Source organism: Corynebacterium sp. S5S1, from assembly GCF_001913985.1.
Classification (GTDB): domain Bacteria; phylum Actinomycetota; class Actinomycetes; order Mycobacteriales; family Mycobacteriaceae; genus Corynebacterium; species Corynebacterium marquesiae.
Window position 1 is genome coordinate 91,983 of sequence record NZ_MKXT01000004.1, and the last position, 19,237, is coordinate 111,219.

Genomic DNA, 19,237 nt, shown 5'->3' on the forward strand with positions numbered 1-19,237 from the left:
TTCTTTAGGAATCGAAGATGGGCGGTTCAATCTGACGCAGAATCAGCGTTGAACGCGGCTGCACCGTGATCGTACCCTCTGCCTCAATGAGGGTTTCCTCCGCGGGGTAGCCACCGGAATCGGCGGTATCGACCATCAGCCGCCACGTAGCGCCGAGATCCTTGGTGGGCAGGGTGAACTCGATTTCGCCGTCGTGGGAATTGAAGATCATGATGAAGGAATCATCGGTGATGCGCTCGCCGCGGGCGGTGGTTTCCGTAATCGCATTGCCATTGAGGTAGACCATGAGGGCGCGGCCGAAGTCGTGGTCCCAGTCGTCCTGGGTCATCAGGCGGCCCGAAGGAACCAGCCAGGCGATATCGCGTTCCTGGACATCCGCGCCGAGCGGGCCGCCGGCGAGGAAGCGCTTGCGGCGGAAGACGGGGTGGTGGTTGCGAATGGACAGCACGCGCTTGGTAAAGCCCAGCATCGCGGCGGATTTTTCTTCCTCCAGCATGGACCAGTCCATCCACGACAGCTCGTTGTCTTGGCAGTAGACGTTATTATTTCCGTCCTGCGTGCGGCCGAATTCATCGCCATGCGAGAGCATAGGAGTGCCCTGGGAAAGCAGGAGAGTGGTCAGGAAGTTGCGCACTTGGCGGCGGCGTAGCTTGCGGATTTCATCATTATCGGTGGGGCCTTCTTCACCGCAGTTCCAGGAGCGGTTGAAGGATTCGCCGTCGCGGTTATCTTCGCCATTGGCCTCGTTGTGCTTGTCGTTATAGGAAACGAGGTCGCGCAGTGTAAAACCATCGTGGGCGGTGATGAAATTGATGGAGGCAGTAGGGCGGCGATCATTATCGGCATAAAGATCCGAAGAGCCGGTCAGACGGGAGGCGAATTCACCTAGGGTAGCGGGCTCGCCGCGCCAGAAATCGCGCACGGTATCGCGGTACTTGCCGTTCCATTCGCTCCAAATGGGCGGGAAGTTGCCCACCTGGTAACCATCGTGGCCGATGTCCCAAGGCTCGGCAATGAGCTTAACCTGGCTGACAATGGGGTCTTGCTGGACTAGGTCGAAGAAGGTGGCGAGCTTGTCGACGTCGTCAAGCTCCCGCGCCAACGTTGCCGCCAGGTCGAAGCGGAAACCATCGACGCGCATCTCCGTAACCCAGTAACGCAGCGAATCCATAATGAGCTGCAGCGAGTGCGGGTGGCGGACATTGAGGGAATTGCCGGTGCCGGTGTAATCCATGTAATGGGCCTCATCGCCCTCGACGAGGCGATAGTACGCGCCATTGTCGATGCCGCGGAAAGCAATGGTGGGGCCCATGTGATTACCCTCGGCGGTGTGGTTATAAACCACATCGAGGATGACCTCGATTCCAGCCTCGTGGAAGGCGCGGACCATGGCCTTGAACTCGGAGACCACCTCGCCCGGCTTCTTGGCAAAGGCATAGTCATGGTGTGGGGCGAAAAAGCCGAAGGTGTTATAACCCCAGTAATTGCGCAGGCCTAGGTTGCGCAGGCGATCGTCTTGCAGGAATTGGTGGACGGGCATGAGCTCCACGGTGGTAACGCCAAGCTCTTTGAAGTAGTTAATGACGGCAGGGTGGGCCATGCCGGCGTACGTGCCGCGGAGCTCTTCCGGTACGTCCGGATGGGTCATGGTCATGCCCTTGACATGGGTTTCATAGATGACCTTTTGATTATCGGGAATGTGGGGGCGGTGGTCGCTGCGCCAGTCAAAGAAGGGGTTAATCACCACCGACAACATGGTGTGGCCTAGCGAGTCTTCTTCGTTGCGGCCGGTGCCGGGTTCCTCGGCGTGGATGTCATAGGAGTAGAGGGAGGCATCGCCGTCGAATTCGCCGTCGAACGCCCGGGCATAGGGGTCTACAAGGAGCTTGGAAGGGTCGCAGCGCAGACCGTTTTCTGGTTCATAGGGGCCATAGACGCGGTAGCCGTAGCGCTGGCCAGGGGTGACGTTGGGGAGGTAAATATGCCACACATGGGCGGTGACCTCCGACATTTCGATGCGTTCCTCGTTGCCTTCTTTGTCGATGAGGCAGAGCTCGATCTTGTCTGCTACCTCGGAAAACAGAGCAAAGTTGGTGCCGGATCCGTCAAAGGTGGATCCCAGTGGGGTGGGTTTGCCGGGCCAGATTTGGCGGCCGTAGCGCTCGGTGGGTGTGGGGACTGCGTCCATGGCGGGAGTGTTCATGCCCACGAGCATAACCGCTTTTTAGGCGCCGGCGCCGTGCGTAAGTCCAGCGTTAATAATGCGCACGCCGCGTATAAGATCTGCGCGATAATCTGTGACCGGAGACTCACCGGTGGTTTCTGCAAGCTGGCGTTGGGATTGTTCCATTAAGGTGGCGCCGAGCACGAGGTGAATGGCGGAGAGCGCGGCGGCGCGGTGGGCGCTGGTGACAGCGAGGGTGCTGCGCGTGGCTGCAGCGGTGAAGGCCACCAAGAGGCGGTCCCAGGCAGGGGCCTGCGGGAGGGAGAGGCCGGCAATGACTACCTCGGCGCCGTCGCGGCGGGCGAGCAGTAAATCACGAAGATTGAGGCTGATATCCTCGAGCGACTCCCCAGAAACGGGGGAGATAATCTCCTCCGCAAGGGCTGCAATGAGCGCTTGTTTATTGGCAATGTGCCAGTAGAGCGCGCCGGGGGCGACGCCGAGGGAGGAAGCAACGCGGCGCATGGTGACGTCTCCAAGCCCGTAGGCATCAAGCAGGGAAAGAGCGGCGTCGATAATACTCTCGCGGTTTATGTGCACCTTGGCAATTGTACGGACTTGGCCGGGGGACGGTAGTTCACAGGTTCTTTTAACGGAGTATCAATGTCATTTCCATCGTCGGGTTGTTAGTATTGCGAAGACAAATAAGAGGCCGCCCTTGGGGTGGCTTCACATTCGCAAGATTGATTCAGGAGCTTTCCCTTGTCCTTTTTGACCCCTGCAAAGAAGTCCCTCATCGCAGTTGCGCTGGTCACCCCGCTGGCGCTAGCTGCGTGTGGTTCGGATGACAATGACGACTCCAAGAAGGCGGCCGCCACCACGGCATCCAAGTCTTCTGAGGATAAGTCTGCAGATAAATCCGAGGACAAAGATGCCGATAAGTCCGAGGATAAGGACAAGGAAAAAGAAAAGGATCAGAATAAGGACGGCGAAAAGAAGGACGCCGCTGCGGGTGCAGAGGGCGAGGACGGTGCTGGCGAGGGTCCCGATCAGCTGGCTAACCCGCTGAACAATGGTGAGGATCCTTTCGCGGGAGCGAAGGACATCAAGCCGATTGAGGGCGGCCAGAATGCTAATGATGCCGATAAGCAGGCCATCGAGCAGCTGGTCCGCGGTCAGCATGAGATCGACAATGTGAAGGAATACTTCAACTACATGCCGCAGCATGCCTGCCAGGCGGTGCGCGATGAGCAGTCCCAGGAGTTCGCCCAGTACCAGCAGTACGTCGATAGCCTGCCGAACCAGTCCTTTGCCGAGTACGCCAACACTATGCGCCAGCAGGGCGGCGGCAATAGCGAGGTGGAGAAGTTCGCTAGCCAGTTGGAGTCCATCCCGCAGTCGACCAAGCTGCAGTCCGTCAACGACGTTGTGGTCAATGGCGACGATGCTTCTGCAACCGTGAGCGTGTCCAACTCTGAGGGCACTGAGACCTCTACGGTCCGCTTCCGTCGCGAGAATGGCAACTGGACCTTCTGTAACTAAGTTGTCTCTGTTAAAGCGCCGGTTACCCCGCACCCTAGGTTTTGGTGCGGGGTTACTCGCGTGTGCGCTCCTGGTGTATGGCGCGGCCGGTGCGCTGTGGGGGATTTTTCGGCCGACGCTTACCGGCCGTGAGGTAGACGATGGCGGCTATGCCATCGATGCGATGGGAAGCGTTCAGTTCATCGCCTTTATTACCTTTGCCCTCATTACCGGCCTGCTTGGTTTGTTCTTGGGGTTGGGCGCGTATTTGCGCCGGCAGGGGCGGGGCTTGTCGATGCTCTTGTGGGTCGGCGTGTGTGCCCTGGCTGGGGCGGCGTCGTTTTATGTCTTTGGTGGGGTCACGGCCACGCATCCACCAGAAAACCCAGGGGAAGTCGTAGAGTTTGCGCCGAATTTCTCCCCAGCCATCTCGTGGGCGGTGGCGCCCTTTATGGCGATGTTTGCCTATTGGTCCACGGCCTTTGTGAGTGCCGATGAAGATTGGTGATGTGCGCGTCTAAGGCCATTCGACGGGGGAGGCGCCGGTTACTTCGTGCGCGATGTCATCGATGCCGTGCAGGATGTGCTTGAGCCCGCGGCCGATGGCGCTAAATAGTTGCGGCCGGGTAAGTCCCGCGGCGGTAATGGTGGCGGCATCCATCCGCACTTGCAGGCCCTCGGAGGTGTGGTGGCAAAATGCCACGGCGCCATGGTGGGCGCGATTCCAGTCATTGCAAATGAGGAATAGCCGGGTAAATTCCGCCTCGTCCAGACTGGGGTCCCAATGCCCTTTGATAATGAGGCTGGGCCCGTTGTCCAGTGCAAAGGCGAAAAGAACATCATTGACCCAGGCGTAGATCGCGGTGCCGCCGTCGCTTTGGAAGCGCTGGATCCCAATAAGCGGTAGGAGCCCGGCCAGGCTATCGAGGGTGAAGGGTTCCAAGGGGGCGTCGGCAAGCGGGGCAAGCTCCGGTGAGGCTTCGCGCACGAGGACAGGATGGGATTGGGCGAGCAGATCCATGAGGACCTCCGCGTTGCGCAGTGCCGGTAGGAGGAACGCTGCAAGCTGTTCGCGGCTGGGGGAGGTATCGGCCGGCAGATAGCTGTGCCCGGACACGCTCACGCAGTCAGGCTGGTCATAATCAACCACGACGACCGGGGAGATGCAATCGTGATTCCACTCGTTGGCCAAGTACGCGAGCTCGGAGATCTCGCTGAGATCGACGCCGCCGCGGGGGCTGGTGTGCAGGTGGAGCACCGGTTCTTCCAGCTGGTCTACAAAGATGAAGGTGGAGCCGCCTGCCGCATGTGGAACGAGTAGCTCGCCAGTAGGCAGGGCCCAGCAGGACACGTCATTATCGCGGACAATGGTGCGGGCATGCGCGAGCAGAAGAGAGGGTTCAATTTCGCTCATCGCTGCCACCACCTTAAAGCTATGTTGACATCGAGTCTATAGCCCAAACCGGCCCCCTCGCTGGCGTTTGACCATTAGGATATTGGTTTAATAACAGAAATCCGATAGGGAGAAGAGGAACCGGGAATGCTTCGCACCATCGATCTGCGTGGCCAAGAGCTGCGCCCCGCCCAGTTGCGGCGAGTTTTACCGCGCGGTGGCACCGACGTCGCCGCCGTGGTGGACAAGGTGGCGCCGCTGGTTCATCGAATACGCCAAGAAGGCGCTGCGGCCGCCTTGGACTATGGCGAGCAATTCGATGGCGTGCGCCCAGCCCATCTGCGGGTGTCCCAAGCGGAGTTGGAGAAGGCCGCTTCCGAACTAGACCCGCAGGTGCGCCAAGCGATTGAGGTCTCCATCGAGAGGGTCCGCAAGGTTCACGCCGAGCAAAAACCGGCCGCGCACACCACCGAGCTAGCACCAGGTGCCACGGTGACCGAGGTCTTTCGCCCCATCGAGCGCGTCGGACTATACGTGCCGGGAGGCAAGGCGGTCTACCCGTCCTCGGTGATTATGAATGCCGTGCCAGCGCAGGCGGCCGGCGCGGAAAGCTTGGTGGTAGCCTCGCCGCCACAAAAAGAATTCGGCGGTCTGCCGCACCCCACGGTGCTGGCCGTGTGCCAGATGCTGGGCGTGGATGAGGTCTGGGCGGTAGGAGGCGGCCAGGCCGTCGCGCTGATGGCCTACGGGGATGATGACGCCGGACTAGCCCCGGTGGACATGATTACCGGCCCTGGAAATATCTTCGTCACCGCGGCCAAGCGGTTGGTGCGCGGCGTGGTGGGTACTGATGCTGAGGCAGGGCCGACCGAAATCGCCATTATCGCTGATGACACCGCGAATCCGGTGTATGTGGCCTATGACCTTATCTCCCAGGCCGAGCATGATCCGATGGCGGCGAGTGTGCTCATTACGGCATCGCCAAGCCTAGCTCAGCGTGTGAATGCCGAGGTAGAAGCGCGCTACAGCGCCACCGCAAATGCGCAGCGAGCGGCCGAAGCCTTAGGCGGCGAGCAATCCGGAATTGTGCTGGTCGATTCCCTGGATGTAGCGGTGGCGGTGGCCAATGCCTATGCTGCTGAGCACCTGGAGATCCACACCGCAGAGCCCGGCGCGGTGGCCGAGCGGATTAAGCACGCCGGTGCCATCTTTGTAGGGGACTTTGCTCCAGTGCCGCTCGGAGATTACGCGGCCGGCTCCAATCACGTATTGCCCACCTCCGGTACGGCGCGTTTTTCTGCCGGCCTTTCTACCCATACCTTTATGCGGCCGGTCAACCTTATTGATTATGACCGAGCTGCGTTGGAAGAGATTGCCCCGCACGTTATCGCTTTTGCGGAGGCCGAGGGGTTGCCTGCCCACGGTGAGGCTATCCGCGCCCGATTCGAGGAGAATTAAATGACGCACTTGAATGATCTTCCCCTGCGCGAAGAGCTGCGCGGCAAATCTGCCTATGGGGCGCCGCAACTCCACGTGGCCTACCAGCTCAATACCAACGAAAATCCTTATCCTCCCTCGCAGGCACTAGTGGATGACTTGGTGGCGGAGACCCGGCGCCTTGCCACCACACTCAATCGCTATCCGGAGCGCGATGCGGTGGAGCTGCGCCAATCCTTGGCGGACTACGTATCTGAACAAACCGGCGTGCGCGTGGGCTATGCGCAGGTGTGGGCGGCCAATGGCTCGAATGAGATTTTGCAGCAGCTGTTGCAGGCATTCGGCGGTCCAGGCCGCAGCGTGCTCGGTTTCACCCCGTCTTATTCCATGCACCCTATCCTCGCGGATGGGACTCACACGCAGTTTCTGGAGTGTCCGCGCGATGAGAATTTCCGCATCGATATGGACCGGGCGCTCGCAGCTGTCGCGCAGCACCAGCCGGATATCATCTTTGTGACTACGCCGAATAACCCCACCGGTGGGGTGACCAACGTGGACGATATTGCCGCGCTTGCCGACGCCGCCCCGGGCATCCTCATCGTCGATGAAGCTTATGGCGAATTTTCTTCCTCGGCATCTGCGGTGACGCTGCTGGAGAAATACCCCACGAAGCTGGTGGTCTCGCGCACCATGTCTAAGGCCTTCGATTTTGCCGGCGGCCGCCTCGGTTATTTCGTGGCGGACCCGGCCTTTGTGGAAGCCGTGATGCTGGTGCGGCTGCCGTATCACCTTTCCGTGCTATCCCAAGCGGCGGCCACGGTAGCGCTACGCCATAGTGCCGATACGCTCGCCACCGTGGAAAAGATTGCCGCCGAGCGCGAGCGGGTGGCCGCTCGCTTGCGCGAATTGGGCTATACCGTTTTACCCAGCGAATCCAATTTCCTCTTCTTCGGCCGCTTTGCTGACCAACACCGCGTGTGGCAACAGTTCTTGGATAAGGAAGTGCTCATTCGCGATGTTGGCATCGCAGGCCACCTGCGCATGACCGTGGGGCTGCCAGAAGAAAATTCGGCCTTTTTGGCCGTAGCTGAGGACCTTGCGGATACAGTAGTGGCTGATTTCCCGGTCGCAGGAGAAAGGAGCGAAGCATGAGCAACCGCGTAGGACGCGCCCAGCGGGCGACGTCGGAATCGCAAATTTCTGTGGTCATCGATCTCGATGGCACGGGACAAAGCGATATTTCCACCGGACTGCCTTTCTTTGACCACATGCTCACGGCCTTTGCTACTCATGGCAGCTTTGATCTCACCGTGCAAGCTGAGGGCGATGTGGAGGTAGATGCCCACCACACTGTGGAAGATACCGCCATCGTGCTCGGCACCGCGCTGCGTAAGGCGGTGGGGGATAAGGCCGGCATTCGCCGCTTTGGCTCCCAGCTTTTGCCCATGGATGAGGCCTTAGTGGAAGCGGTGGTGGATTTTTCTGGGCGCGCCTATTTTGTAATGAACGGCGAACCAGAGCACCTGCAGTGGCAGACCATCGGTGGGCATTACGCCACGGTGATCAACCGCCACTTCTTTGAAACGCTCGCCACCCACGCTGCGGTAACGCTCCACCTCAACGTGCGCTATGGTCGCGATCCGCATCACATTACGGAAGCGGAGTATAAAGCGGTAGCGCGTGCGTTGCGCGGTGCGGTGGAATTCGATCCGCGCCAGACTGGCATTCCTTCGACGAAGGGAGCACTCTAGAACGCATGCATTTTATGATCTTGGTCCTCTTCCTCGTCGCCGGCATGTTGGTGGGCGGTGCGTGGTCTGCCTACCAACAGGGATCGAAGGCAATGACAGTAGTAGCCTCTTTATTGGCCGCAATCACCGCGGTGGCAGCAATCTCGTGGATGGTAGGAGCGTTCGGTAAATGAGCAATACCCAAGAAACTAATATCTGGAAGGTTCCGGGTTATACCGCGACCATGTTGGCCATCGCCGCAGCCTTCGGTGCTTGGTCCATCCTCCTTCCAGTGGTGCCGCTAGCGGTCATTGACTCCGGCGGCTCAGCCACCTTGGCGGGCTCATCCACGGGCATCTTCATGGCCTTCACCGTGCTTACCCAGATCATCTCCCCGTGGCTGCTGCGCCGGTGGGGCTACCGCCGCGTGATGGCACTGTCCGCTTTTACCCTGGGCGTACCTGCCTTTGGCCACCTCTTGGGTACCGATGCTTGGGTTGTCCTGCTCTTTTCTGCTCTGCGCGGCGTGGGCTTTGGCGCGCTGACCGTTTCTGAGTCCGCGCTCATTGCGGAACTGGCGCCGGTACGCCTGCTGGGCAAGGCCACCGGCATGATTGGTGTTTTCACTGGCCTGGGCCAAATGGTCTTTTTGCCACTGGGATTGACCATGGCGGAAAAGCTGGGTTATGCCTCGACGTATATCACCGCCGGAGTCATTGGGTTCGTGGGCTTTGGTCTGTGCCTGCGCATTCCCAAGATCAAGGTCACGCTCGCCTCCGATACCGAAGAAGAGCCGAACCTTATCCGCGTTCCTACGTGGAAGCTAGTGCTTGTTCCGGCGCTGGCGCTAACGACGTTTTCTATGAGCTATGGCGCCGTATCATCCTTCCTGCCGCCGGCGGTACAAGAACTCGATGCAGAGCGCGGCGCCAGCTTGGCCGGCATCATGCTGTCCATTGTGGGCGGCGCCGCCATGATTTTCCGCTACCTCGCGGGCATGGTGGCAGACCGCGTGGGCACTCCCGGCCGACTCTACATCCCCGGCCAGGTAATGGCTATCGTGGGCGTGCTTGCCATTGCCGTTCCTCTTTATCTCGATGGTTCCGTATGGTGGCTCGTGCTTGGTGCCTTCCTGTTCGGTGGCGCGTTCGGTATTGCCCAAAATGAGGCGCTGCTGTCCATGTTTGATCGCCTGCCGCGCGAGCGGGTCTCGGAGGCTTCTGCCATCTGGAATATCTTCTATGACGGCGGCACCGGCTTGGGCTCGACCCTCTTGGGTGCCTTGGTTGCCGGCTACGGCTATGCGGGGGCTTTTGGGGCCGGCGTGGTCATCCTCGTCGCAGGCGTTGTGATGACGTCGGCAGATTTTGTCCTTGGGCGCACCCGCGTGAGCGAAACCAACGATATCCGGACGCGTCTGCGTCGCATGCGTAAGGTATAGCCCATGGCAAAGACGGTCGCATTATTGGATTATGGCGCGGGCAATGTGCGCTCAGCCCAGCGTGCGCTGGAACGGGTGGGCGCGGACGTCACCGTTACCGCGGACCCCAAAGAAGCGGTGGAAGCGGACGGTCTGCTTGTCCCTGGGGTGGGTGCCTTTGCTGCCTGCATGCGCGGGCTACGGGCGGTGCAGGGCCCTCGGGTCATCGGCCAGCGCTTGGCAGGAGAGCGGCCGGTGTTGGGCATTTGCGTAGGAATGCAGGTGCTTTTCGACGCCGGAGTGGAACACAACATCAACTCCACCGGTTGCGGCGAGTGGCCCGGCACTGTGGAAAAGTTGCAGTCTGCGGTGCTGCCGCACATGGGGTGGAATACCGTGGAAGTACCCGTCGGCAGCGATATGTTTGCCGGACTACCGGAAGACGAACGTTTCTACTTCGTACATTCCTACGGCGTTCGCCGTTGGGAATTGGAAACGGAAATTACCCGTCCGCCGCAGGTGAGCTGGGCGGAGCACGCGGGCGATAGGTTCGTCGCGGCGGTAGAAAACGGTGCCCTGTGGGCGACTCAATTCCACCCTGAGAAATCCGGGGACGCCGGTGCTCAGCTTTTGGAAAACTGGATGCGCACGCTCTAGGTAGGATGAAGAATATGACTTTTACGCTTTTGCCAGCAGTCGATGTATCTCAAGGCCAAGCCGTGCGCTTGGATAAAGGCGAAGCAGGCACCGAAACCTCGTATGGTTCCCCGCGCGATGCCGCACAAAAGTGGCAGTCCCAGGGTGCACACTGGTTGCATTTTGTGGATTTGGATGCGGCCTTCGGCCGGGGCTCCAACCACGAGGAAATGGCGATGATTACTCGCGATCTGGGGGTAAATGTGGAGCTTAGCGGTGGCATTCGGGACGATGCCGCGGTGGAGCGAGCACTGGCTACCGGTGCGCAGCGCATTAGTATCGGCACGGCTGCTCTAGAGCGGCCGGAATGGATCGAGGATATCCTCGCGCGCTACGGAGATAAGGTCGCCGTGGACCTTGCCGTGCGCGAAGATGGCGGCGAATGGCGTACCGCCGGCAATGGCTGGGTCTCCGATGGCGGCGATCTGTGGGAGGTACTCGAGCGCCTCGATGCCGCCGGATGCCAGCGCTTTGTGGTGACAGACGTATCTAAAGACGGCACGCTCACCGGACCTAATATTGAGCTCCTGCGCGAGGTAGCGATGGCGACGGAGGCAAAAATCACCGCCTCCGGTGGCATTTCTAGCGTGGAAGATCTGTGCGAGCTCGCGCTTTATGAAAATGAGGGCATCGATTCCGCCATTATTGGCAAGGCCCTGTACGAGGGGAATTTCACCCTCGACGAAGCACTCGCTGCGGTGGCCGAGGTAGAGCCGCTGCCGGCGGAAGAAACCATTGACCCTTTCGACCCTGAGGACAACTAAGTCATGATGGAACCCCGCGAGTTGGTGGCCTTCGCGGAGGCGGCCGTAGACCAAGTAGAACCCATTTTTCGCTCCGGCCTCGGAGCTGCGCCCGCCCGTTTTAAGGGGCAGGGAGATTTTGCCACCGAGGTAGATCTCGTCATCGAGCAACAGCTGCGCGATATCTTGACCCAGATGACCGGCATCCCGGTCTATGGAGAAGAATCAGGCGGCAGCGTGCTCGATACCGTGTGGGTGGTAGATCCGATCGATGGCACCGCAAACTACTCTGCCGGAAACCCCATGGCCGGCATCCTGGTGGCGCTCATTTATGAGGGTGCGCCTGTTGCCGCGGTATCTGACTTCCCGCTTCTGGGGCGCCGTCTGGTCACCTGCGATGGCGCCCCACTGCGCTCGGTAGGTGGGCCGACCACTGGCTTCGGCGGAGGGGACGATGCGATGGGTTTTGATGAGGCGCGCGGTCACGTGGGGTGCTCTTCGCACCTGCCCACCGAAATTTTCCACGAGCTGCGCGAGACCGGACTGCGCCCGCGAATGACCGGTTCTGTGGGCCTTGATAATGCCTTCGTCGCGCAGGGTGTGTTCGATGGCGCGATTAACTTCTCTCCGCACCCATGGGATAACGCCGCGGGAGCATTGCAGATTCAGGCCGCTGGTGGCGTTGTCACCGATCCGGAAGGAAATCCATGGACTGCGCAGTCGCGCGGCATGGTGGCAGGTACCCCGCAGGTTCATGCCACCATCGTGGATATCCTGTCCCGTCATACCGGTACATTTCACCGCTAAGACTAAATACCCGAAAAGGAGGCGGCCGCCATGGCTGTAGCCGTACGCGTGATCCCCTGCCTAGACGTGGACCAAGGCCGCGTGGTCAAGGGCATCAACTTTGACAGCCTGCGCGATGCCGGCGACCCAGTGGAGCTGGCCGCGCGTTATGACGCCCTAGGAGCCGATGAACTTACCTTCTTGGATGTCTCTGCTTCTAAACAGGGCCGCTCCACCATGCTCGAGGTCGTGCGCCGCACCGCAGATCAGGTATTCATCCCATTGACGGTGGGTGGCGGAGTTCGCAGCGTTGATGACGTTCGAGAATTATTGCGCGCCGGGGCAGATAAGGTCTCTGTAAATACCGCGGCCATTAAGAATCCGGAACTGCTGCGCGAGATGGCTGAGATTTTCGGGGCTCAATGCATCGTGCTGTCAGTTGATGCCCGCCGGTGCCACGAAGAGTATGCGCCATCCGGCTTTGAGGTCACCACGCACGGCGGTACGGAATCGGCCGGGATCGACGCCATCGAATGGGCACGCCGCGGCGAAGGACTCGGCGTAGGGGAGATCCTCCTCAACTCGATGGATGGCGATGGCACAAAGGAAGGATTTGACCTTGAATTGCTGCGCGCCGTGCGCGCAGCGGTGAGCATTCCCGTTATCGCCTCTGGCGGCGCGGGAAGCGCTGCGGACTTCCCGCCGGCCGTTGCAGCAGGCGCCGATGCCGTCTTGGCAGCAAGCATTTTTCACTTCGGTGAGGTAGAAATCAGCGATGTGAAAGAGGCTCTAGACGCTGCGGGCTACGAGGTGCGCCGATGAGTAGCCCGGGCGACTTTGAACTTAACGGGGACATCGCCAAGCAGCTCAAGCGCAATGACCAAGGCTTGGTGCCGGCCATTGCCCAAGCTGAGTCTGGTGAGGTGCTGATGATGGCCTGGATGGATGACCACGCTCTGGCCCATACCCTCGCCACCCGCAAGGCAACGTATTTTTCGCGCTCGCGCAATGAATATTGGGTCAAGGGAGAAACTTCTGGAAATACCCAAGAGGTGCTGGGCGTTCGCCTTGACTGCGATGGAGATACTATTCTGCTGACCGTGCGGCAGCGCGGCGGCGCCTGCCATACCGGTGACCGCACGTGCTTTGACGCCACCGATCTCCTAGGAGGGCAATCGTGAAGGCCAGACGCCTTGGACCACTACTTATCGCTGTAGGAGCCATCGTAGTGTGGCTGTCCTCCCGTGCTACGTGGGTGGTAGCCTCCAGCGAAGACGACAAGGCCGGCTCTGCGGCCAATGACATCATCGGCTCGGCCTGGTCGCTGGAAATCATGGCCTTGACCCTAGTTCTGGTAGCCGGTGCCGTCGCGGGGATGGCGCTGCGGCGCGTCGGTAGACGAGTGGTGGGCATTGTGTGCGCCCTCGCTGCGGCGGCTAGTGCATGGACCCCGGTGAGCCTGCTGACTGCGGGCGCGGACGCTGAGCGTGCGCAGAAGATCTTGCAGGGAGCCTCGGCCAATGAAAACGCCGTAGACTCTGCCCAGATTTCTGACTGGGCCACGGTCGTTTCCACCGAGGTGCATTCCCTGGGACCAATTCTGGCCCTAATAGGAGCGGCAGCGGCCCTATTCGGTGCGGTCATGCTTGCGCGCAATCCAGGCGTGGATAAGGCGAAGGCGTCTAGCAAATACGAAACCCCAGCGGCACGACAAGCAAAGCTGGAGGAGGATTTGGAAACCTCCTCCGACTCTGGCCGCGTGATGTGGGACGCCCTTGATAGTGATATCGATCCCACTGATATGGGCAAAAATTAGCCCCGTTTCCTGTGTAATTTCCGGAACGGCACGCGAGCGGGTTAACCTAAGTGTGATTTTAATCGCCCGTGGAGGGAGGTGCTGATGCCTACGCCCATTGCCGTTGACCACCTAGTTGCAGGAGTCTTGGAGGACGTCGCTGCGCGGGAAGCCCGCGTGTCTTTTAAAGAGGTGAAGGCGCGCTCGCGTGACATGGAACCTCCCCGGGATGCCCGCGCGGCGTTGCTACGCACAGGCTGCTCGGTCATCACAGAGCTCAAACGCGCCGTACCCTACGGCGGCGAAATCGCTCATGTTGGCTCTGCGGAACAGATGGCGGAATGGGCCCGCACTTTTGAACACTGCGGCGTACATCTCATGGCGTGCCAGACTGATTTCCGCCGCTTCCACGGTTCTTTAGAAGATATGGCGGCTGCCCGTGCTGCGATTGATATTCCCATGATGTCGCGCGATCTCATCGTGGACCCTTACCAAATTCATGAAGCCCGGTGCTTTGGGGCCGATGCTATTCCGTTGCAGGTTGAACTCTTAGAGCAAGCTCGCCTGGAGGCACTTTTGGACCGGGTGGAATCGCTCGGGATGGCCGCCATCGTTGAGGTGCGCAACTGCGCCGAGGTCGACCGCGCAATCAAGGCGGGAAGTAGCATCATCGCCATTAATGCATGGTCGTTGGCTTCGGATGCCATTAACCGCGAGGCGTTTAACGATATCGCCCCGGGCTTACCCGAATCCATCCTGCGCATCGCAGTAGGCGGGGTAAATAACGCGCGCAACCTGTTTCACTATGCTTCACGCGGCGCCGATGCAGTTTTGGTGGGCGAATCAGTCATGGCTGCCCAGGATCCTACGGCGCTGGCGCGCTCTTTGGTGGCTGCCGGGCAGCATCCAGCGTGCCCCGCGCGCAAAATAGAATAAGGCCCTAACTAGCTGGTGGGGTGGGGGATAAGGCACACTGGGTACGTGCACACAGAAATTCTTGCAAATATTCCGTCTCCGCCGCAGGGCGTGTGGCAGTTGGGGCCCATTCCCATTCGTGCCTATGCGCTGTGCATCATTGTAGGTATTATCGTCGCCTTGCGAATGACCTTACGCCGCTACACCGCACGCGGCGGTAACCCAGACACAGTATGGGATGCCGCCATCGTGGTCATCCCAGCCGGCATCATTGGCGGGCGGCTCTACCACGTCATCACCGATAACCAGAAGTACTTCTGCGATAGCTGCAATCCCGCGGACGCGCTGAAGATTACCAATGGCGGACTGGGCATTTGGGGCGCCGTAGCCTTGGGCGCACTAGCTTTGTGGGTGCTTTTCAAAGTGAAAAAGGTGCCGCTCGGCCCCTTTGCTGACGCGGTGGCGCCAGGCCTCGTCCTCGCGCAGGCGATTGGACGCCTGGGTAACTGGTTTAACCAAGAGCTCTATGGGCGCCCGACCGACGTTCCGTGGGCTTTAGATATCTATTACCGTGTCAATGAAAACGGCGGCTATGCTCCCGTTTCTGGGCATTCCACGGGGGAGGTCATGACCTCGGTGCACCCGACCTTCCTGTACGAGCTCGTGTGGAATGTTCTAGTCTGCCTTTTCCTCTTGTGGGCTCACAAGGCCTGGAAGTTGGGGCACGGGCGCGTCTTTGCCCTCTATGTCATGGGCTATACATTGGGCCGCTTCTTTATTGAAGGGATGCGTTCCGATGAGGCGACCCATATCTTTGGGGTCCGCGTGAATCTCATCGTCTCCCTAGTGATTTTTATCATCGCCGCGATTGTCTTCTTCATGCTTGATAGGCACCGCCAGGGCCCAGAGTCCCCCGAAGAGGTGGATCCTAAGTATTGGGCAGAGCACCGCGCACATGATGCGCACCGCGATGAGCACGCGGTATCTGACGGGCAGCAACCGGGTTCTTTATCGACGTAAACACTGCCCAAGTGTGTCCGGTTGGTTTTGGTTTTGTGGGAAATGGGACGTTTTGGGGTGCCCGTTCAGAAAATGAACCCGAGAAATTGTGGCCCCAATCCTTTCGAAGGAGTAGGTTGGGGAGTGTTCAGTTTCCCCCGACGGAATAGGCCAATAATGCTGGATAGAAGAACGAAGATTGTTTGTACTCTCGGCCCTGCCGTTGCTAGCGAGGAAGGCATCTTGCGCCTCGTACAGGATGGCATGGACGTTGCCCGCTTGAATATGTCTCACGGCGAGCATGCAGACCACGAGGCGAATTACAACTGGGTGCGCCAAGCTACCGATAAGACCGGCCGCGCCGTAGGCATCCTGGCGGACCTCCAGGGCCCCAAGATTCGCCTTGGCCGTTTTATCAATGGCGAGGAGCAGTGGGATAACGGCCAGATCGTCCGCATTACCGTGGACGATATCGAAGGCACCCATGACCGCGTCTCCACCACCTACAAGGGCCTGGCCAAGGACGCCAAGCCAGGTGACCGCCTGCTAATCGACGACGGCAAGGTTGCCGTTGTTTGTAAGGAAGTCGACGGTAACGACGTTGTCTGTGAGGTCACCGAAGGTGGCCCGGTTTCCAATAACAAGGGCGTTTCCCTCCCTGGCATGGATATCTCTGTTCCGGCTTTGTCGGAAAAGGATATCGCTGACCTGCGCTTCGCTTTGAAGCTCGGCGTTGACCTCGTGGCACTGTCCTTTGTCCGCTCCCCAGCAGATGTGGATAAGGTCCATGAGATTATGGACGAAGAGGGTCGCCGCGTTCCGGTCATTGCCAAGCTGGAAAAGCCTGAGGCAGTAGACGCGCTCGAGTCTATCGTGCTGGCATTCGATGCCATCATGATTGCCCGTGGTGACCTCGGTGTTGAGGTGCCGCTGGAGCGCGTGCCGCTGTTCCAGAAGCGCGCTATCCAGATTGCTCGCGAAAACGCTAAGCCGGTCATCGTGGCTACCCAGATGCTGGATTCCATGATTTCTAACCTGCGCCCGACCCGTGCAGAGGCTTCCGACGTGGCTAACGCCGTTCTCGATGGCGCTGACGCCGTTATGCTCTCTGGTGAGACTTCCGTGGGTATTGACCCGCAGAACGTCGTGCGCACCATGTCCAAGATCGTGGCTAATGCTGAAGATGGCGGCAAGGTTCCACCGCTGACTCACGTTCCGCGCACCAAGCGTGGTGTGGTGTCCTATTCCGCCCGCGATATTGCCGAGCGCCTCAATGCAAAGGCTATCGTAGCCTTTACTACCTCCGGCGATACCGCTAAGCGAGTGGCTCGCCTGCGCTCCCAGCTTCCGCTGTTGGCGTTTACGCCGGACCCAGCGGTTCGTTCCCAGCTGGCTCTGACGTGGGGTGCTGAGACCTTCTTGAGCCCGGACGTTAAGTCCACCGATGACATGATGGAAGCCATCGATGATGCATTGCTGGAGATGGACAAGTACGAGGAAGGTGACATGATTGTCGTCATTGCTGGTACTCCTCCAGGAATTGCTGGCAACACCAACATGATTCAGTGTCACTTGTTGGGTGAAACCAAGAAGTAGATTTTTGGCACGAGCGCCGCGACCCACCCTTTAACATGTTCCACGGGTCGCGGCGCTTTTCTATATACATTTATACAAATGTAGATTTATATTTACCTCGAGTACACTCAGCGGTTGCTTTCCTGACATGCGGCTGCAGTACTTTTTGGTTGTTCATGTTTCAGCTTCTCTACACATTCAAAGGACAACTGCACAATGACCTAAATCAGGCCGACTTGGCCTCAGTGGCTGCGCTTACCGCCATCCATTTTCATTTAATTGTCAATAAGTGTCGACGGGGGTAGGCTGAGTGCATGGCACACGAGCACCACGACCACGATCACTCCAGCACGCCGCTGCGCGCACTCTTGATTGCGCTAGGCATTACCGGCACCGTCTTCTTCGCGGAGCTGATCGGCGGCTGGTTGGCGGGTTCGATGGCGCTGATGGCGGATGCGATGCACATGCTTTCCGACGCTGCGGGGTTGATCATCGCGGTGTTAGCGGTGTTGGTTGGGCGCCGACAAGCATCGGCTCAGGCCACGTACGGCTACCGACGAGTGGAGGTGCTTGCTGCACTGGCGAACGCAGTGATGGTGCTGGCGATCTCGGTGTGGATTGTCGTCGAGGCGGTGCGCCGCCTGCAGAGCCCGGCCGAAGTGCAGGGAAAAACGATGCTGATCATCGCGGTGATCGGCCTGGTGGCGAATGCGCTATCGGCGTGGGTTCTGAACCGGCACCGCAAATCCTCGATCAACGTGGAGGGCGCGTTCTTGCACGTGTTAGTGGATATGCTCGGCTCGGTCGCAGTAATCGTGGCCGGCATCGTGGTACTGACCACGGGGTTTGTGGCGGCGGACGTGATCGCCTCCCTAGCGATCGCGGCGATGGTGCTGCCGCGCGCCTGGCAGCTCATGCGGCTTTCGGCGAGCGTGCTGCTCGAGCAAGTCCCGGCGGACTTCGACGCCAGTGCGATCGAGCCCGCGCTGCGGCAGGTCGAGGGCGTTGCTGACATCCACGACCTGCACCTGTGGAGCCTGGACGGCGTGAACGTGCTCACGACCGTGCATATCGTGCGCGACGGCACCGTCGGCACCGGCCCGCTGTTGGATGCCGCTCAGCAGGCCCTGCGCGAACACGGTATCGAGCACTCCACCATCCAGATTGAGCACCCAGAGCACGAATCCCACGAGACGGTGTGCTGATTCCCTTCTAACCTGACTTAGGCCAATTTTGTGCGGAAGTTCGCGGCCGGTGATTACTTGGATGGTGGCAGTGAGGTCGGGCGGGAATGGTACGGCGGCGTGAATGGTTTCGCCGCCAACGACGAGTTGAAAGCTGCGGTATTTCTTGAGTGTTCTCACGAGGCGTTTGATGAAGTGACCACTGCGGGTCTCCATCAGGTGGGTCACGGCTAGTGCTGCCATCACAATATTGAGATGTGCTGTGATCGAGTTTTGTTTCCTCGCATAGATTGGGCGTGCTTTCAGGTCTGATTTCGACATCCGATACGACATTTTCAATGTGAAATAGCCTGCGGTAATGCCCGATAACCTCCTGGGCGGGAAGAGCGGTCAGGTCGGTTTCATAGCCTTTAATTCCGGCTAGGGCTCGGTGTTTGGCAGCAAGAGCGTAGTTGACCTTCTTGTTCGGGGTGGAAAGATCGAAATAGCGGTTGCGCTTAATGGCGATTTCGCCGTCAACAGCGCGTTTGGTTTTTGCGACTTGCTCTTTGATTCCGCGCAGGCCGCGTCTGGCCCGATCATAGGAGTACTGGAAGTGGGTCACCGTATTCGGGGTTGTGTGTTTGCGCGCATCGCTTGCCGAGGCTTGTGTCCAGATCCGGCCGTGGGCGTAGGCTTCACCAGGGATTTCCCGCCGCCAGGTTTCAATCACCTCAGGCACGGTGGGGTTTCACCGACAAAATGTAGTGCAGACCTGCATCTATCAATGCTTGCTGTTCGGAGGGTGATGCTCCTATGTTGTGTCAAGCTGATTTGAGAAGTTCTTCATAAGCCAACCTCAACTCCGGCAAAGGGCGCTTGCCGGTTTCGATATCACTG

General features: G+C 59.4%; 20 protein-coding genes and 1 pseudogene. 17 read left to right on the forward strand and 4 right to left on the reverse strand.

Annotated features, from left to right (window positions below):
- Window positions 1–4 precede the first annotated feature (4 nt).
- Both glgX and BKN05_RS02455 read right to left on the reverse strand, forming a co-directional pair.
- The gene (gene glgX, locus BKN05_RS02450) at window positions 5–2,203 is read right to left on the reverse strand and encodes a glycogen debranching protein GlgX (protein WP_225746749.1); all 2,199 of its coding nucleotides are present in this window, start codon (window positions 2,201–2,203) and stop codon (window positions 5–7) included.
- A gap of 21 nt (window positions 2,204–2,224) precedes the next feature.
- Window positions 2,225–2,764, reverse strand: coding sequence for a TetR family transcriptional regulator (locus BKN05_RS02455; RefSeq protein WP_198491669.1), 540 nt, complete (start codon window positions 2,762–2,764; stop codon window positions 2,225–2,227).
- A 162-nt stretch (window positions 2,765–2,926) separates the two neighbouring features.
- Between BKN05_RS02455 and BKN05_RS02460 the strand changes: the two genes are divergently transcribed.
- Both BKN05_RS02460 and BKN05_RS02465 read left to right on the forward strand, forming a co-directional pair.
- Entirely contained in the window at window positions 2,927–3,706 is a 780-nt protein-coding gene (locus BKN05_RS02460; protein ID WP_198491668.1) for a hypothetical protein, read from the forward strand.
- A 1-nt stretch (window position 3,707) separates the two neighbouring features.
- Window positions 3,708–4,193, forward strand: coding sequence for a hypothetical protein (locus tag BKN05_RS02465; RefSeq protein ID WP_286687873.1), 486 nt, complete (start codon window positions 3,708–3,710; stop codon window positions 4,191–4,193).
- Window positions 4,194–4,202: 9 nt separating this feature from the next.
- Here BKN05_RS02465 and BKN05_RS02470 read toward each other — a convergent pair whose 3' ends face one another.
- The gene (locus BKN05_RS02470; RefSeq protein WP_286687874.1) at window positions 4,203–5,099 is read right to left on the reverse strand and encodes a YbjN domain-containing protein; all 897 of its coding nucleotides are present in this window, start codon (window positions 5,097–5,099) and stop codon (window positions 4,203–4,205) included.
- A 126-nt stretch (window positions 5,100–5,225) separates the two neighbouring features.
- On the opposite strand from BKN05_RS02470, the gene hisD reads away from it, so the two are divergent.
- The 15 genes from hisD to BKN05_RS02545 all read left to right on the forward strand — a co-directional run bounded on the left by hisD (window position 5,226) and on the right by BKN05_RS02545 (window position 18,379).
- Window positions 5,226–6,536 (forward strand): histidinol dehydrogenase, encoded by a 1,311-nt coding sequence (gene hisD / locus BKN05_RS02475; protein ID WP_286687875.1) that lies wholly within the window; start codon window positions 5,226–5,228, stop codon window positions 6,534–6,536.
- Window positions 6,537–7,667, forward strand: coding sequence for a histidinol-phosphate transaminase (locus BKN05_RS02480; protein WP_286687876.1), 1,131 nt, complete (start codon window positions 6,537–6,539; stop codon window positions 7,665–7,667).
- Window positions 7,664–8,266 (forward strand): imidazoleglycerol-phosphate dehydratase HisB, encoded by a 603-nt coding sequence (gene hisB, locus BKN05_RS02485; protein ID WP_049377598.1) that lies wholly within the window; start codon window positions 7,664–7,666, stop codon window positions 8,264–8,266. Before BKN05_RS02480 ends, hisB begins: the two co-directional genes overlap by 4 nt.
- A 5-nt stretch (window positions 8,267–8,271) precedes the next feature.
- On the forward strand, window positions 8,272–8,439 hold the full coding sequence (locus tag BKN05_RS02490) for a CG2302 family histidine operon protein (protein ID WP_049377597.1): 168 nt from the start codon (window positions 8,272–8,274) through the stop codon (window positions 8,437–8,439).
- A complete protein-coding gene (locus BKN05_RS02495) occupies window positions 8,436–9,686 on the forward strand; it encodes an MFS transporter (protein WP_198491665.1) in 1,251 nt (416 codons plus the stop codon). Before BKN05_RS02490 ends, BKN05_RS02495 begins: the two co-directional genes overlap by 4 nt.
- Before the next feature lie 3 nt (window positions 9,687–9,689).
- Window positions 9,690–10,322, forward strand: coding sequence for an imidazole glycerol phosphate synthase subunit HisH (gene hisH, locus BKN05_RS02500; RefSeq protein ID WP_239273624.1), 633 nt, complete (start codon window positions 9,690–9,692; stop codon window positions 10,320–10,322).
- Window positions 10,323–10,336: 14 nt separating this feature from the next.
- On the forward strand, window positions 10,337–11,125 hold the full coding sequence (gene priA / locus BKN05_RS02505) for a bifunctional 1-(5-phosphoribosyl)-5-((5-phosphoribosylamino)methylideneamino)imidazole-4-carboxamide isomerase/phosphoribosylanthranilate isomerase PriA (protein ID WP_284836296.1): 789 nt from the start codon (window positions 10,337–10,339) through the stop codon (window positions 11,123–11,125).
- Between the two features lie 3 nt (window positions 11,126–11,128).
- A complete protein-coding gene (locus BKN05_RS02510; RefSeq protein ID WP_239273627.1) occupies window positions 11,129–11,911 on the forward strand; it encodes an inositol monophosphatase family protein in 783 nt (260 codons plus the stop codon).
- 30 nt (window positions 11,912–11,941) lie between these two features.
- The gene (gene hisF, locus BKN05_RS02515) at window positions 11,942–12,712 is read left to right on the forward strand and encodes an imidazole glycerol phosphate synthase subunit HisF (RefSeq protein ID WP_269953121.1); all 771 of its coding nucleotides are present in this window, start codon (window positions 11,942–11,944) and stop codon (window positions 12,710–12,712) included.
- Window positions 12,709–13,071, forward strand: coding sequence for a phosphoribosyl-AMP cyclohydrolase (gene hisI / locus BKN05_RS02520; RefSeq protein WP_239273629.1), 363 nt, complete (start codon window positions 12,709–12,711; stop codon window positions 13,069–13,071). The genes hisF and hisI overlap by 4 nt, the downstream gene beginning before the upstream one ends.
- Window positions 13,068–13,706, forward strand: coding sequence for a TIGR02234 family membrane protein (locus tag BKN05_RS02525; RefSeq protein ID WP_286687877.1), 639 nt, complete (start codon window positions 13,068–13,070; stop codon window positions 13,704–13,706). The genes hisI and BKN05_RS02525 overlap by 4 nt, the downstream gene beginning before the upstream one ends.
- Before the next feature lie 84 nt (window positions 13,707–13,790).
- The gene (locus BKN05_RS02530; RefSeq protein WP_198491659.1) at window positions 13,791–14,621 is read left to right on the forward strand and encodes an indole-3-glycerol phosphate synthase TrpC; all 831 of its coding nucleotides are present in this window, start codon (window positions 13,791–13,793) and stop codon (window positions 14,619–14,621) included.
- A gap of 45 nt (window positions 14,622–14,666) precedes the next feature.
- Complete coding sequence (gene lgt / locus BKN05_RS02535; RefSeq protein WP_049377583.1) at window positions 14,667–15,620, forward strand: prolipoprotein diacylglyceryl transferase; 954 nt, start codon at window positions 14,667–14,669, stop codon at window positions 15,618–15,620.
- Between the two features lie 159 nt (window positions 15,621–15,779).
- A complete protein-coding gene (pyk, locus tag BKN05_RS02540) occupies window positions 15,780–17,195 on the forward strand; it encodes a pyruvate kinase (RefSeq protein WP_152687326.1) in 1,416 nt (471 codons plus the stop codon).
- 293 nt (window positions 17,196–17,488) lie between these two features.
- Entirely contained in the window at window positions 17,489–18,379 is an 891-nt protein-coding gene (locus BKN05_RS02545) for a cation diffusion facilitator family transporter (protein ID WP_049377580.1), read from the forward strand.
- Window positions 18,380–18,409: 30 nt separating this feature from the next.
- Here BKN05_RS02545 and BKN05_RS02550 read toward each other — a convergent pair.
- A pseudogene (locus BKN05_RS02550) lies at window positions 18,410–19,146 on the reverse strand (IS1634 family transposase); the annotation flags it as partial.
- Between the last annotated feature and the right edge of the window lie 91 nt (window positions 19,147–19,237).